At 72.9% G+C, this 14,530-nt stretch carries 13 protein-coding genes; 5 read left to right on the top strand and 8 right to left on the bottom strand.

Annotation, left to right across the window (positions count from 1 at the left end):
* Positions 1–5 precede the first annotated feature (5 nt).
* The 3 genes from ACSMXW_RS24150 to ACSMXW_RS24140 form a co-directional block, all read right to left on the bottom strand.
* Entirely contained in the window at positions 6–860 is an 855-nt protein-coding gene (locus ACSMXW_RS24150; RefSeq protein WP_485799280.1) for a diiron oxygenase, read from the bottom strand.
* A gap of 214 nt (positions 861–1,074) precedes the next feature.
* The gene (mtnA, locus tag ACSMXW_RS24145; protein ID WP_485799279.1) at positions 1,075–2,604 is read right to left on the bottom strand and encodes an S-methyl-5-thioribose-1-phosphate isomerase; all 1,530 of its coding nucleotides are present in this window, start codon (positions 2,602–2,604) and stop codon (positions 1,075–1,077) included.
* 319 nt (positions 2,605–2,923) lie between these two features.
* Positions 2,924–4,000 carry a helix-turn-helix transcriptional regulator gene (locus ACSMXW_RS24140; RefSeq protein ID WP_485799278.1) on the bottom strand — a complete coding sequence of 359 codons (1,077 nt, stop codon included), beginning with the start codon at positions 3,998–4,000 and terminating at the stop codon, positions 2,924–2,926.
* Positions 4,001–4,390: 390 nt separating this feature from the next.
* Here ACSMXW_RS24140 and ACSMXW_RS24135 point away from each other — a divergent pair, with 390 nt between their 5' ends.
* The 4 genes from ACSMXW_RS24135 to ACSMXW_RS24120 all read left to right on the top strand — a co-directional run bounded on the left by ACSMXW_RS24135 (position 4,391) and on the right by ACSMXW_RS24120 (position 7,792).
* Positions 4,391–4,555 carry a hypothetical protein gene (locus tag ACSMXW_RS24135; RefSeq protein WP_485799277.1) on the top strand — a complete coding sequence of 55 codons (165 nt, stop codon included), beginning with the start codon at positions 4,391–4,393 and terminating at the stop codon, positions 4,553–4,555.
* Positions 4,556–4,765: 210 nt separating this feature from the next.
* Positions 4,766–5,980: a helix-turn-helix domain-containing protein gene (locus ACSMXW_RS24130; protein ID WP_485799276.1), complete on the top strand. Its 1,215-nt coding sequence runs from the start codon at positions 4,766–4,768 to the stop codon at positions 5,978–5,980.
* 300 nt (positions 5,981–6,280) lie between these two features.
* Positions 6,281–7,015 (top strand): B3/B4 domain-containing protein, encoded by a 735-nt coding sequence (locus tag ACSMXW_RS24125; RefSeq protein WP_485799275.1) that lies wholly within the window; start codon positions 6,281–6,283, stop codon positions 7,013–7,015.
* Positions 7,016–7,579: 564 nt separating this feature from the next.
* Positions 7,580–7,792 carry a type A2 lantipeptide gene (locus tag ACSMXW_RS24120; RefSeq protein ID WP_485799274.1) on the top strand — a complete coding sequence of 71 codons (213 nt, stop codon included), beginning with the start codon at positions 7,580–7,582 and terminating at the stop codon, positions 7,790–7,792.
* A gap of 137 nt (positions 7,793–7,929) precedes the next feature.
* Here the strand turns inward: ACSMXW_RS24120 and ACSMXW_RS24115 are convergent, their stop codons facing one another.
* From ACSMXW_RS24115 to ACSMXW_RS24105, 3 genes are all read right to left on the bottom strand, one after another.
* Entirely contained in the window at positions 7,930–8,541 is a 612-nt protein-coding gene (locus ACSMXW_RS24115; protein WP_485799273.1) for a DUF4232 domain-containing protein, read from the bottom strand.
* Positions 8,542–8,657: 116 nt separating this feature from the next.
* Positions 8,658–10,124, bottom strand: a complete 1,467-nt coding sequence (locus ACSMXW_RS24110; RefSeq protein ID WP_485799272.1) for an MFS transporter — start codon at positions 10,122–10,124, stop codon at positions 8,658–8,660.
* A gap of 407 nt (positions 10,125–10,531) precedes the next feature.
* Positions 10,532–11,809 carry an MFS transporter gene (locus ACSMXW_RS24105; RefSeq protein ID WP_485799271.1) on the bottom strand — a complete coding sequence of 426 codons (1,278 nt, stop codon included), beginning with the start codon at positions 11,807–11,809 and terminating at the stop codon, positions 10,532–10,534.
* Between the two features lie 74 nt (positions 11,810–11,883).
* Between ACSMXW_RS24105 and ACSMXW_RS24100 the strand changes: the two genes are divergently transcribed.
* Entirely contained in the window at positions 11,884–12,642 is a 759-nt protein-coding gene (locus ACSMXW_RS24100; protein WP_485799270.1) for a DeoR/GlpR family DNA-binding transcription regulator, read from the top strand.
* 73 nt (positions 12,643–12,715) lie between these two features.
* Here ACSMXW_RS24100 and ACSMXW_RS24095 read toward each other — a convergent pair whose 3' ends face one another.
* Together ACSMXW_RS24095 and ACSMXW_RS24090 are read right to left on the bottom strand one after the other, a co-directional pair.
* The gene (locus ACSMXW_RS24095; protein WP_485799269.1) at positions 12,716–13,456 is read right to left on the bottom strand and encodes a GntR family transcriptional regulator; all 741 of its coding nucleotides are present in this window, start codon (positions 13,454–13,456) and stop codon (positions 12,716–12,718) included.
* Between the two features lie 28 nt (positions 13,457–13,484).
* A complete protein-coding gene (locus tag ACSMXW_RS24090; protein ID WP_485799268.1) occupies positions 13,485–14,204 on the bottom strand; it encodes a maleate cis-trans isomerase family protein in 720 nt (239 codons plus the stop codon).
* Between the last annotated feature and the right edge of the window lie 326 nt (positions 14,205–14,530).

Below are 14,530 nucleotides of genomic sequence, written 5' to 3'. Positions count from 1 at the left end.
CCGGATCACAGCAGCCCCGCCTTCTGGAACTCCTCGGTGACACCGGGCAGTTCCAGCACCCCGAGGCCCGCGAACAGGCGGATGGTCTGCGCGGCGGCGGCACGCGCGTCCGCGGTCACCACGTCCTCCGGCAGCACCTCGGCCACGATCTCCCTGGCGGTGTCGTCGTCGAACCCGTACTGCCCCAGTTCCCCGCGCATCGCCTCGGTGTCGGGCGCCAGGAACGCCAGGATCAGGTGGGGCACCAGCAGCCCCGCCGTCCGCCGCTCCCGTGCGTCGAGCTGGCCCCACAGGTGCTTGGCGAAGAGGGAGAAGTACGTGTGGTGGCGGCCCTCGTCCTGGGCGTGGTCGCGGATCGCCTCGCGCACCGCGGGGACGATGTCGCTGTCCTGCGGCAGCTCCGCCAGGGAGCCCGAGATGAGGGTCTCGGAGACGATCACGAACACCAGCTCCGCCAGGTACCGGTAGTCCGCCCTCGCCTCCTCCTGCAACTGCTGGAGCCTGAGCATGAAGTACGGCACGTCGGGCAGCCGCGGCTCGATGCCCGTGCGGCGCACGGTCTGGCGGATGAGGTCGACCGAGAACAGGGCGTGGTAGGCCTCGTCGCAGTACACCTTGTACGCGTCGAACCGCATCTCCTCCGGCAGCCGCGCCCCGATCGTGCCCTGCGCGATGCCCAGGGCCGTCCGGTTCACCACGAGGTGTTCGAGCTTCGTCGTGAAGTCGAGGTAGCGGTACAGGTGCTGGACGAGCACTTCGCGGTAGGTGCCCGGGGGGAGTTCCCGTACGCGCTTGTGCCGGGCGAGCGGAACGAGATCCTCTGCGAAATAGGGGAGCCCGGCGTCGGCGTCCCCGATCACCCGCCGCTGGGCAGCGCGTACGGCCGAGCGTTTGTCCCAGGCGCGGAAAGGGCTGCGGTAATCGGCGTCCGGCGTTCCGTCGGGTGCGCCGGGGAATTCCGCCTCCGAATCGGGATCTTCGGTTCCGGGGGTCGTTCTGCCGTTGAGGAGTAATTGTTTGGGACAGTACGTGAGAGCGCTGCATCCGACGAACAGACCGACTATTCCACACATGTCATTCCCCCGGTACCGTGCGCGCCGCGTACACGGGCACCGACAGCCGGTCCCGGCCGCCGAGTTGCGCGAGCTCCACGAGGACGGCGACCGCGACGGCGGTGCCGCCGCCCTGCTCCACCAGCTTCACGGCGGCCGCGGCGGTGCCTCCGGTGGCCAGGACGTCGTCCACGATGAGCACGCGGTCGCCCGGGGACAGCGCGGAGGCGCTCAGCTCCAGGGTGTCGGTGCCGTACTCGAGGTCGTACTCGACCGCGTGCACGGGCGGGGGCAGCTTGCCCGGCTTGCGGACCGGCACGAAGGCGCACCGGGCGGCCCGTGCGACGGCGGTGCCGAGCAGGAAGCCGCGGGCCTCGACGCCGACGACCCGGTCGAACTCCCCGCGGTAGCGGTTGAGCAGGGCCCGCACCACCCGGTCGAGCAGCCACGGCTGGGTGTAGACGGGCGACAGGTCCTGGAACCGCACGCCGGGCTTGGGGAAGTCGTCGACGAAGTCGGTGTAGGCGTCGATCTGCGCGGCGAGGTCCTGGCAGTCGGAGGCGAAGACGCGGCGGTCGGTGACCACGGCGCTGATCAGGCCGGACGGCGTGATGTCGAAGGCCGGGTTGTAGACGCCGGAGCCCTCGGGCGCCATCCGGCGGCCCGCCACGTCGGTGACCTCCCCGGGGCCGCGCTCCTCCACGACGATGCCGCTGCCGTCGGCGAGCCGGTCGTCCACGGTGGACTCGGGGGCGACCACGACCAGCGGGACGTGGTGGCGGTCGGCGGCGACGGCGAGGCCGTAGGTGCCGATCTTGTTGGCGGTGTCGCCGTTGCGGGCGATGCGGTCGGCGCCCACCAGGACCACGTCGACGAGGCCTTCGGCCATGGCGAACGCGGCCGCGGAGTCCACGCAGATCCGGTACGGCACATGTGCGTCGGCGAGTTCCTTGGCGGTCAGGCGGGAGCCCTGCAGCAGCGGCCGGGTCTCGTCGACCAGCACCTCCTGGATGCGGCCGCGCGCGGCGAGTTCGAGGATGGCGCCGAGTGCCGTGCCGCCGGCGGCGGTGGCGAAGCGGCCGGTGTTGCAGTGGGTCAGCACCCGTAGCGGGCGGCCGGGGAGCACCTCCTCGATCAGGTCGGCGGCGCGGCACGCGGCGGCCCGGTTGGCGGCGGCGTCCTCGGCGAGGATCGACTCCGCCTCGGCGAGGACGGTGGCCGCGCCCTCCGGCAGCCGGCGCAGCACGCGCCGCACCGCCCAGGAGAGGTTGACGGCGGTGGGCCGCGCCTGCGCGATGCGCTCGGCGTCCGCCCGAACCGCGGCCTGCGCCTCCTCGGTCCATTCGCCGGCCTGGGCATGGCGGTGCGCCGAGAGGGCTACGGCGAATGCCCCGGCTATGCCGATGGCGGGCGCTCCTCTGACCGCGAGGGTGCGGATTGCGTCGATGACTTCGTCCACGGTGGCCAGGTGCAGGATTTCTTCCTCGTGCGGCAGCAGTCGCTGGTCCACGGCAAGGATCTGACCATCGAGCCACGAGATTGAGTATCTCAAGGAATTCCCCGCAGAGACTGGTCGGCGGCGGCACGTCCGTGCCCTTCACGGGGCGTGAGCCAATCATTTGCGGATGCGAGAACTCAAGAGGGAAAAGGGATAAGTGAATGACCGTGTGCGGCATGTCCGTCAGCGGCCAGTTGGGGCCGCGCCCCGAGGGCGGGCCGCGTTCCGAAGGGGCGCGGGGAGCCGCGCGGGCGTCCACGGCGGGCCGGCGGCGGGCACGGGCCGGGCCCCTTGCGGACTCGTGCCCGGCCACCGGCCGGCGGTGGTTGGTCGCGCGGCTCCCCGCGCCCCTGTGAACGGGGCTTCGCCCCGATCAGCTCGCGCGGGCCGGGGCCGGGGCGTGGCCCGTGCGCAGCAGGCCGAGCTCGGCGGCGCGGGCGCCGGCCTGGAACCGGCTCTGGGCACCGAGGTGGTCCATGACCTGCACGATGAGCCGGCGGAAGGTACGGGGGGAGACGCCGAGGGCACGGGCGATGGCGCTGTCGGTGCGGCCCTCGGAGAGCAACCGGATGATCATCATCTCGCGGTCGTGCAGATCGTGCGTGCCCGACCGGGCGTCGAAGGGCCGTACGGCCTCGGAGTCGACCCAGCAGAACTCGAACATGTCGCTGAGCAGCCCCACGAGTTGGGGACTGGACGTCTCCAGGATCACCAGCCGGCCGTCGGAGGCGTTGGAGGAGGTGAAGGCGACCTGCCCGTCCACCACGATCAGCCGGAAGGGAAGGCAGGGCGCGACCCGCACGCTGACGCCGGCCGTCGCCAGCGCGCGCAGGTACGAGCCGCCGTGCGGCAGCCGCTGGGTCGCGGTGAGGTGGATCGAGCGCAGGGCGACGCCCCGTTCCGCGGCCCGCTGGTGCCGCACCCGGTTGCGGGCCAGCCCCTCGGGGCCCGTCGGCAGCCACGGGTTCAGGCTGAGCACCTCGCGCCGGGCGCGCACGAGGGCGTCGTCGAGGGTTTCCGCGGCCTCGTCGCAGCCGTACATCTGCCAGTGCGCCTGGTCGTGCGCGCCGTCCAGGGATGCTCCGGAGACGAGTTGGTTGCTGAGCGTGGACAGGGCGGCGGACAGGGACTCCTGGAACTGCAACTGGGACACGAGGTAGCGCTGCTGGGTCTCCAGGAGATGGGCGACCAGGATGTCCGGCGCCCCGGGCACGATGCCGTGGTCGCGCCACTTGGCGAGGCCGGCGGTGACCAGTTGGTGGACCAGTTCGCCGACCCAGGGGGACGGCATGCCCAGCCGCAGCGCGAGGTCGTCGACGTGCAGTGGTTCGGTCGTGTTGACAAGCAGACGCAGGAGCGTGAGCTCCGCCTCTAACCCGTCCTCCACCCTGCGCACACGTATCTCGGGCAGTGCCCCGGGAGGCGTCTTCACCAGCGGATCCGCAGGCATCGAGTGGTTCTCCCTTCCCTGACGTCCCCCCGTATTCGTTCGCTCACGCTAAGCCAGTTGCCTAAAGTTGTCAAAGGTTGCCAACAGTGATGGGTGGGGCTACTTTGAGGGCGCAACCACGGCGGCGGCGGGCGACCTCCACCGCCGGGCGGGGCGTCCGGTGACCATGCCGGACGGTCCGCCCAACGCGGCTCCGGGCCGGGACACGGAGCACCGTGCGCCAGAAACGCGTCACATGCGGGAAAACGGCGCCGGAAGCCCGCCCCGGATTGATAGGAACGGCCTGCAGGCCCGAACCATCCGCACCATGCGCACCACCACGAGGCACGACCCGCCAAGCGCCATACACCACACGACGGATTCCCCGTCGCATCGCCTAAGGACCAGAGAATGAAGCTTGCGCTGCGTACCCTCACCGCCCTGAGCCTCGCCGCAGTCGCCGTCTTACCCGTCGTGGGCGCCGCCCCCGATGCCGCCGCGGCGACCACCAGCATCGACTGGCCCGCGACCACGACAACGACGGGAGACCCGAGCGAGACAATTGACTGGCCGTAGCCCGGGCAACATGCCCTAAGATGCATACTCCCGGCAAAGTTGCCCTCACCAGGCAATCCTTGCCACCGAGTGGGCCCGGGCAGGAGACCCCAGGAGGCACGCGTCGCAGGCGGACGTGTGCCTCCGCTGCTTGGTTTCCCCCGGAGCACACACATCCCCCGGATCCCACCGGGATCCTTCACACACACGGTCGACAGGACGGGGACGGCGATGCTGAGGCAGCCGGAATTCGGGCGCCGACTGCGCCAACTGCGCACCGAGCTGGGCAAGTCCAGAACCGACCTGACCGGCCCCGGCATGTCGGCGGCATACCTGTCCCGCCTGGAGTCGGGAGCCCGGCCCCCCACCGAGCGGGCCGTCGCCCACCTCGCAGAACGCCTCGGCGTCCCGACCGAGGCCCTCGCCGAGCCGCCCAGCAGCGACCTCACCGACCTGCTCGCCACCCTGACGCTCTCCGAGGCCCGCAAGGACGCCGAGATGCTCACGATGCTGATCCAGGCCTACGACGAGGCGAAGGACGCCGACGAGCTCACACGCTGGCAGGCCCTGGCCCAACTCGCCCGGCTGCACGGCTCGCTGGGCGACTTCACCTCCGAACGCGACGCCCTCACCCGGCTCAAGGACGTCAGCAACACCCTCGGCCGCCCGGCCCTCCAGGTACACGCCCGTATGCGGCTGGCGCGCTGCGCCCGCAACCTCGGCGAGCCGGCCACCGCCCGCGAGGAGGTGCGGCAGGCGCTGGCCATCGCCGACGAACACCAGCTGCGCGTGCCCACGGCCGACCTGATCCGCGGCAAGCTCCTGCTCGCCTCCGCGGAGGCCGAGCTGGGGGACCTGGCGGAGGCGGCCCGGATCAGCGACGCCGTCTGCGGGGAACTGTGCACCACCGAAGGGGCGCTCGCCGCCGAGGCGTACTGGACGTGCGCGACGGTCAGCACCCGGCGCGGCAACGGCACCCACGCCGCCGAGTTGATGAAGAAGGCGCTGGCCGCGCTCGACAGCCGCGAGGACCTCGACCTGTGGCTCCGGCTGCGCCTGGCCGCGGCGTCGCTGGCGTTGCAGTCGGCACCGCCGAACACCGTCGAGGCCGAGACCCGCCTGCACGAGGCGGAGTCCGCCCTCCGGCTCGCGGGGGCACCGCGCCAGCAGCAGGAGTTCCTCTTCCTCCAGGCCGAACTCGCCTTCCACCAGGGCCTGCTCGCCCGCGCGGCGGACCTCTGCGCCAGGGCGCGCTGCGGTGAGCAGCTGATGTCCTATCGCGACCAGATCCGCCTGGAGGCCCTCAGCGGCCTGATCGACGCGCACGGCGGCGTCCCTGGCTCCCTGCAGCGCACCCGTGAGCTGGCCGTACGGGCCCAGGAGTCCGGCATGCCGGACCTGGCGACGGACCTGTGGCGGGCGATCGCGCTGACGGAGGTCCCGTAGGGGCAAAGGCGGCGGCACGCCGGAGCGGCGGGGCCGGCGGGTCGGTGAGCGGTCCCGGCCCGTCCGCGGGGCCGGATCGCCACGTAAGGTATCTTTTCGGCTTCAAGGGGTCGGTCGGGGTGGTCGTGCGGGCACCGTCTGCCGACGCGGGGGCCGATCGGGTTCGTCGTGAACCAGGGCGCCCTCGTCGTGCACCAGGACGTCACGGCACCGGCCGACGACCCAGGCCCATCCACCGAGTCACCGAAGCACGCGCCACCCGTGCCCGAGGTGCCCGACGACCCGCGCATTGGAGCAGAGATGCCGCCCACCACCCCCCTCGAAACCTGGCTCGCCAAGGCGTCCGTGGCGCACGACGTCGTGGCACTGCGCCCCGACTACCGGGCACTGCTCGTGGCCGTCGAAGGCCTGCGCCCGGGTCCCAGCGACGAGGTCAGCGAACGCCTGCTGGCCGGGGCCGAGAAGGTCGCGCGGGAGCGCGCCGCCCGGCAGCCGCTCGCGGAGGACCCGCGTATCACGGCGTGGCACGAGGCGTTCCGGGCCGCGGGGATGAAGCCCAAGCGGACCCGTCCCAGCGTCGAGGCGCTGCTGCGCAGGATCGACGCCGGGCTGCCCAGGATCGACCGGATCACCGACGTCTACAACGCCATTTCCGTCGCCCATGTCCTGCCGCTGGGCGGTGAGGACCTCGACCGCTACGAGGGCGCGCCCCGGCTGCTGCGGGCGACCGGCGAGGAGCGCTTCGAGACGACGGCGTCCGGCGAGCCGGTCGTCGAGTCGCCCGACCCGGGCGAGGTGGTGTGGACGGACGACCTCGGGGTCACCTGCCGGCGCTGGAACTGGCGGCAGTGCACCCGCACCCGGATCACCGGCGAGACCACCCGCGCGCTGTTCATCCTGGACGCCCTCGACCCGGTGGACGCCGCCGAACTGGCCGAGGCCGGCGAGGAACTGGTGGCCGGCCTGCGGGAACTCTCCCCCGACACGACGGCCGTGACCCGCCTGGTCACCGGCGAACCCGGCGGGGACGCCTGACACCTGACGCCCGTCCGGCCCCAGGGGCGCCCGCCATCGGCGGGCGCCCCTCTAGTGTGCTCGGGGCACCCCGGGACGGATCCGAGGCCTCGCCGGCACCGGCGTGCCGGGCTTACGCGATGATCAAATTATTTACACATGGAACCTTTACAACGGCCGGTGGACGGCGGGCGACGGCCATACCTTGTTCGATACACCGCGCCCCGCGCTCGAAACTCGAATGTGAGCTCGACCGCATGTGACCTTTTCTCTCAGGAATGTGAATATCCAGCGGGCGACACCCCTCACGTCATTCGTTCCACGATTGCAAATCGACCGCCGAGTGACGCCGGAACTCTCGTTCGAATGCCGAGCAGAGATGCCTCGTGCTTAGATCATTCGCGTAGCCGCAAGGCCGGACGGCAGCCGTCGACATGGGGCTGCCTCCCACGCCGCCCAGGCAGTTGGGAAAGACCGCCTCCCTCTGTTGCCCGCCTGACCGTGCGTCACCGCAGGCAATGAGCGACCCGCCCCCATTCCGGCGACGGCGGCAATCCGAGAACCGTTGTGAAGGGAAGTTTCACCATGAGCTCCGCCCCCAAGTTCGAGACCCAGGAAATCTCCGACGCCGACCTGGACACGGTGTCCGGCGGCCTCGGCGACTCGCTCACCAACGTCAGCCCGACCGTGACCGGTCTCGCCTCCGTGGACGGCCCCCTCGCGGCCGTGGCCAGCTCCGTGGCGCCCGTGGTGAAGATCAACGCCTCGGGTGTCTCGGGTCTCGTCGGCAACGCCTGACACCTCCTGAGTAACCCGGCATGTGCGTGCCCCGGTCTCGCGAGCGAGACCGGGGCATTCGCGTTGCGCACGGCGCTCTCCGACGTCTCCGGCGAAGGGCGCGGGCCCGGCGCCGGAGACGTCGGTGAGAGCGTTGGCTACTTGCCGGTGCCGACCGGGTCCACCGTGAGGGCGGGGACGGAGTCGCCGGAGGCGGCGATGTTGATGCTGGTGGGCAGGGTGTGGGAGTGGGTCTCGTTGGGCGGGGTGACGATGAGACGGGTGAAGGTCACGCCGGTGCCGCCGGAGGTGTTCGGCGGGTAGTGCAGGGTGAAGCGGGTCTCCTCGCCGGGCTTGATGCCGACCTTCGGCGGGGTGAGCTGGCTGCGGGTGGCGCTGATGGTGCCGTCCTTGCCCTTGAGGTCGACGCCGGGGAAGCCCTGGAGCGTGCAGGTGGTGGAGCCGGTGTTCTTGAGGTTGACGAGGAGATCGCCCTCGCCCATGCCGTGCGAAGTGCTGAAGGCGAGCTGGGCGGTCCTGCAGGCGCCGGAACCGGTGGTGCCGCGCCCGGCGGACCCGGCGGCGGAGCCGCCTGCCCCGGATTCCATGGTGGTGGCCTTCTGGCCGGCGGACGAACCGCTGCCGGCGGAGCCCCGGGAGGAGGAGTCATGGGTGCTCGCGGAGGCGTCGCCGCCACCCTGGCAGGCGGTGAGCGAGAGGCCGGCCGCGACGGCGAGGGCGGCGATGGACAGGGTCCGGACGCGCATCATGTCTCCTTCGGTGCAACGCTGCCCACTCGGCACGAGTGGGCCTTACCGAGCACTGGGACTCGGGGCGGCACCTGGGACGTTCCGCGAGAAGGGCCCCTGATACGTGGCTGTTGCCTCTAATACGTGGCCGTTACACACGACTCCGGGGCGGCGGTGGGCTCCGGGAACGGGGCCGGGGCAGGCCTCTCCGGGACCGCGCCCGCTACCGGAGCCGGGGTGGTGCCCGCGGCCGGGGCGGGCCGCGTCCTGCGGCCGTGCAGCACGGCGCCCGCTCCGATGGCGGCCACGATGATCATGCCCCCGGCGACGAGGGCGCCCCGTGCGCCCGCCCCCTCCATGAGGAGCCCGAGCAACGGCGGCCCGGCGAGTCCCCATCCGGTGCTCGCGCTGCGCCAGACGCCGAGGACGCGCCCGCGCATGTGCGCCGGCGGGTCGGTCTGGAGCACGGTCGTCCCGGCCGTGTCGGAGACCGACTCGACGATGGCCATGGGCACCACGAGAGCGATGAGCACCGGCAGGACCGGTGCGAGCCCCGCGGCCACCTGGAGGAGCGCGCCGATCGCGGCCAGCGCACCGACCAGCCGCACCGAGGGCCGCTGCATCCGGCCGGCGAGGACGGCACCGGCGATGCCGCCCACGGCCAGCGCCGTCGACACGGTTCCGAACTGTGCGGCGCCGCCGGCCAGCGGCCCGGTGACCAGGACGGCCAGCGTCAGCCCGTAGTTGCGCCCGAAGACCGCGCTCACCGCGGTGATCAGGGCGAGCGCGACCAGCCGGGGCCTGCGCAGGAAGAACACCAGCCCGTCGCGGGCTCCGGAGCCGGACGCCCCGGCCCGCCGCCGGGACGCACCGGGCCGCCGGCCGAGTGCCCCGGACCACCGCGGCCCTCTGGACGGCACCGCCTCCGCCGTGGCCGGGGCTCCGGCCGGGGCGCGGCGGCCGGGTGTCACGGGCCGCAGGAACGGGATGACCGCCGCGACGAAGAGGAACGAGAGCCCGTTGGCCGTGTACGCGGCGGCGGTGCCGAACCCCGCGACGGCCACCCCGGCCAGGGCCACGCCGATGAGCCGGCCGGCGCTGTGCACGAGGGATCCGACGGCGATGGCGGACGGTACGTCCCTGGTCGGCACCAGATCGTTGCCCAGCAGGGCGCAGGCGGGCCCGTCCACCGTGGCGATCAGGCCGGTCACCGCGGCGAGGACCATGAGCAGGGGCATGGTGAGCAGGTGGCACGCCACCAGGGCGGCCGTGGTGAAGGCCACCGCGCCGAGCGTGGCCTGGCTGACGGACGCGGTGAGCTTACGGGGCCAGGCGTCGACCGCCGCGCCGCCCATGAGGCCGAGCAGCAGACCGGGCGCGGCCTGCACCGAGAGCGACAGACCGGTGGCCGCGGCCGAACCCGTGATCTGGAGCACCAGGAGGTTCTGGACGGTGAGCTGCATCCACGTGCCGGCGTTGGAGACGAGATTGGCCGTGGACCACCACCGCATGCTGCGGTGGCGCAGGCTGCGCCAGGGCGCGCGGTCGCCGCTCCGTTCGGCGGCGCGGGACAGGGGTCCGGAGACCAGGGAGGAGAGCGTCATCGCAGGGGCCCGTCGGGTGGGGGCAGGCGGGGAAGAGGCCCCGGTACCCGGGGCGGCTGGCGACTGCGGCAGCGATGCTTCCATGTTCACAGACCGACCGTTCCCGCACCGTCGCGCCGGCCCGGCCCAGGACGGGCCGCGCCCTCAAGACCCCGGAGCCGCACAGGTCATGGCGCTGTCCGTGAGGTCCCTCACAGGGACCGGCCTGCACGGCACCGTGGCCGGCGGTGTGCCGTCCGTCACCGGGTCCTCCCCCCGGCACGGGGTCTTTCCCCCCGCCACCGGGTCCTCCCGCCACCGGGTCCTCCCGGCACGAGGTCCCCCCGCCACCGGGCCCTTCCACGCCACCTGGTCCTCCCGCCACCTGGCGCGCGGGCCGCATCGGGTGTTCCGGTCGCCGACGGGTGTCAGGCCCCGGGTGTGGACACCGTTTCGGCCGCCGGGCGGGTGGGGGCCCGGCGGGGGCGACGCAGGATGCCGGCCGCCGCGGCGGCGACGACGCAGCACGCCACCGGGAGGAAGAACGTGAGGTTGAGCGGCAGGACCCGGGTCAGCGGCCCGATGACCGCGGGCCCGGCGAGCATGCCGAGGTAGCCGAGGCCGGCGACGCGGGAGACGTTGACGCCGGCCGCGCCCTGCTCGGTGTGCCCGGCGGCACTGAAGAGCTGGGGGACGCAACCGGACAGGCCGGCCCCGAACACCGCCCAGCCGAGCAGGGCCAGGGGGATCCAGGGCGAGAGGGCCGCCACGGTCAGCCCGAGCGCGGCGGCGGACGCGCCGTGGCGGAGGATGCTCACCGGGCCGAGGCGCGCGGCCACCCGGTCGGCGAGCAGGCGGCCGATGGTCATGGTGGTCGCGAACGCCCCGTAGGCGAGGGCGGCGGTGGCGGCGGGCGCGTCCAGGACCGTGCGCAGGTGGAGCACGCTCCAGTCGTTGGCCACGCCTTCACAGAGCATGATCATGAAGGCCAGCGTGGCCAGGGCCCAGACGTGCCGGGACGTCCTGCGGCGGGCCTTCACGTCAGGGGTCACGACGTCAGGGGCCGCGGCGCCGGCAGGGGCGGCGGGGGCGGCGGCGTCCGGACCGCCGGTGCCGTCGGCCGTGGTGCTGCCCGGCTTCCCGGTGCCGTCGGGGCGCAGCAGCACGGGAGCCCCGGCCGCGCTGACCGCCAGGCCGAGGAGCGCCACCGCGCCGAGGGTCGCCGGTGGGCTCCACCCCCAGCTGAGCGTCCGGGCCCCGGCCAGCGAGGCGAGCACGCCGCCGATGGAGAAGGCGGCGTGGAAGGCGGACATGACGGGCCGCCGGTAGCCGTGCTCGACCTGGACGGCATGGGCGTTCATGCTGACGTCCAGGCAGCCGTTGCCGACGCCGAGCACCAGCAGCGCCGCCCCCAGCGCCCAGGCGTTCGCCGCCAGTCCGGGCAGGACCAGGGCGGCACTGCACAGCGCCGCGCTGAGCGGTACGACGGTGCGGGCCCCGAAGCGGTCGGTGAGGGGGCCGACGGCCTGCATGCCCGCGAACGCTCCCGCGCCGAGCAGCAGCAGAAGCCAGCCGAGCAGGGCATGGCCGATCCCGACGCGGTGCTCGATGCCCGGGACGTGGACGATCCACATCCCCATGAGGAAGCCGTTCAGGGCGAAGTAGGCGAAGGTGGCCAGCCGGCCCAGGCGCAGATGTCTCTCCATGCCGCGAACATATCGAACACGCTTTACTTGCGAAAGATTGCGTTTCGAACGCCAGAGGTGTTCAATCGGGGGCTATGACCGGCACAGATCGACTGAGGCAGATCACCGAGGCCGTCCGGGAGGCGGGCCGTCTCGGCGTCGCGGAACTGGCGGGGCTCACCGGCGCCTCGGAGATGACCATCCGCCGCGACCTGGAGGTGCTGGCCGCCCAGGGGGTGCTGGAGCGCTACCGCGGCGGAGCCAGGAGCCTGCTGCTGCGCGGCGAGGAGCCGCCCTTCGCGCTGCGGGTCCGGGAGGGCGTCGAGGTCAAGCGGCGGATCGCGGCCGAGGCGGCCCGGCTGATCGCCGACGGCGAGTCCGTCGTCCTCGACAGCGGCACCACCTGCCTGGAGGTGGCCCGCGCCCTGGAGCACCGCCGGCTGACCGTGCTGCCGCTGTCCCTGCACGCCGTGAACGCCCTGGCCGACGCCCCGGACCTGACGCTGCTGGTCCCCGGCGGCCGCCCGCGGCGGGGCGAGCTGGCCCTGACCGGGCCGCTGACCGAGGCGTCGCTCGCCGCCCTGCGCTTCGACACGGCGATCATCGGCTGCTGCGGGCTGACCGTGGCGGACGGCCTGACCGCCTACGACCTGGAGGACGCCGCCGTCAAGCGCGCCGCGATCGCCTCCGCCCACCGTGTCATCGCCGTCGCGGAGGCCGCCAAGCTCTCCCGCACCGCCCTCGCCTTCGTCGCCCCCGCGGCCGCCCTGCACGCCGTCGTCACCGACGCGTCGGTCCCCGACGACCAGGCGGGGCAGCTGGCCGCGGCGGGCGTGACGCTACGGAAGGTGTGACCGCCCGTCCCGGCACGGCCGGAGGCGTCCTGAACGCATGGCCGGTCGCTGCGGCCGGCACGGGCGGGGCCGGTCAGGATCCGGCGGCGACGGGGGTCGCGTCCGGCGCCGCCTCCTCCGGTCCCTCCGGCTCCCCCGGGCTCCCCGGCTCCTGCGGTTCCCGGGTCAGCCTCCGTACCGCATCCTGCATGTGATCGTCCATCAGCCGCAGCAGCCGTTCCTCGTCGCCGGCGCGCATGGCGTGGATGATCTCCGCGTGTTCGTCGACCATCACGTCCGGCGCCGGGTACTTGTCCTGCAGCGCCGTGATGCACATCCGGGTCTCCACGAAGAGCGTCTGCGCCATGCGCCTGAGGCGGGGGCTGCCCGACTCGTCGACGAGGACCTGGTGCAGCTCGGTGTCCGCGGCGCTGAGGGCGGCGTGGTCGCCGCGCTTCGCGGCGTCCGCCATGGCGCGGTGCACGCGGTCCAGCCGCTCCGCCGAGGCCTCCGGGTCCCGGCGCAGGATGAGACGGCAGGCGGCGGACTCGACCGACGTCCTCGCGAGGTAGATGTCCCGCACGTCGTCCTCGGTGAGGGTCGTCACGAAGACGCCGCGGTGCGGCTCGCTGTAGGCGATGCCCTGCTGGACGAGCCGCTGCATCGCCTCGCGCAGCGGCCCCCGGCTCACCCCGAGCTCCGCGGCCAGCTCGGCCTCCCCCAGCTGGGAGCCGGGCGCCAGGGTGCCGTCCATGATCGCCTCGGTCAGCTGGTGCGCGATCGAGATGGCGGCGGGCTCACGCCTGACAGGCTGCAACCTCTTGGCTCCCGGCATGTCCTCTCTCTCCTTCTTCGTGCCCCCGTCACCTGTCCTGACGGAACAGGCGTCCGAGACCGTCCCGCGGGGTGGTGTCCCCCGCGAGCCGCAGCCCCTCCCAGACGGTGACCTGGTTGGCTGTCAGGACGGGCTTGCCGACGGCCTGCTCCAGGTCGTCCAGCCACGCGGCCGTGTGCAGCGCGGTGTCCGGGAGCAGGACGGCCTGCGCGTCCTCGTGGTCGTTGGCCATGGCCAGGTCGAGAACCTGCTCGCGAGAGAGCGTACCGACCTCGGCCGCCGTGATGATGCCTCTCCCCGACACCTGTGCCACCCGCACCCCCGAGTCCTCGAGGAAGCGGACGAAGTACTCGGCCACGTCCTCCGGATAGGTGGCGCCGATGGAGACGCTGGTCACGCCCAGCGCCTCAAGCGCGTGCGCGAAGGCGAAGGAGGTGCTGGACGCCGGGACCCCCGCGGCCTGGGCCAGCTCCTCGGCCTGCTGACTGGCGCCCCGCCACCCGTAGATGAAGCTGGCGCTGGTGCAGGCCCACACCACCGCGTCGACGTCGTACCGCTTGAGGTCCGCCAGGCCCTGGGTCAGCCGGTGGATGGCGCCCATCTCCAGCAGGGCGTCCACCCGGTGGGCGTCCTCGCCCATGTCCGTGTGCACCAGCGGCAGCCGGACGCCCCCGCCGACCAGGCTCTCCAGCAGCGGGTAGTCGTCCTCCGCGGAGTAGCCGGGGTAGAGGAAACCCACCGTCGTCATGCGGTCAGCCAACTGCGATCGCCCTCTCGAAACCGGACGGAGCGCGGTGGCCGCGCTCCGTCGTACTCCGCCGTTTTCCGGTGCCGTTCCGCCTGCCGTTCCGACACACTCCGGACCGGGCACCGAGAAGCTGTAGATTGTTGACAATCCTACGGAGCCGACCCTACGGTGTCAATCGATTCGAGCGGCCCCTCCCGTGCCGCCGGACGCCGGGCCGGGCCGACCGCACAGCGCACCGACCGACCGCACCCACCGACCGCACACCGCATGCGAGCCGAGGCGCACGGCATGCGAGCCGAGCCGCACGTCGCAGCGACCCGAAGGGC

Source organism: Streptomyces sp. DSM 116793 (assembly GCF_057320905.1).
This window is presented reverse-complemented; position numbering and strand designations above follow the sequence as displayed.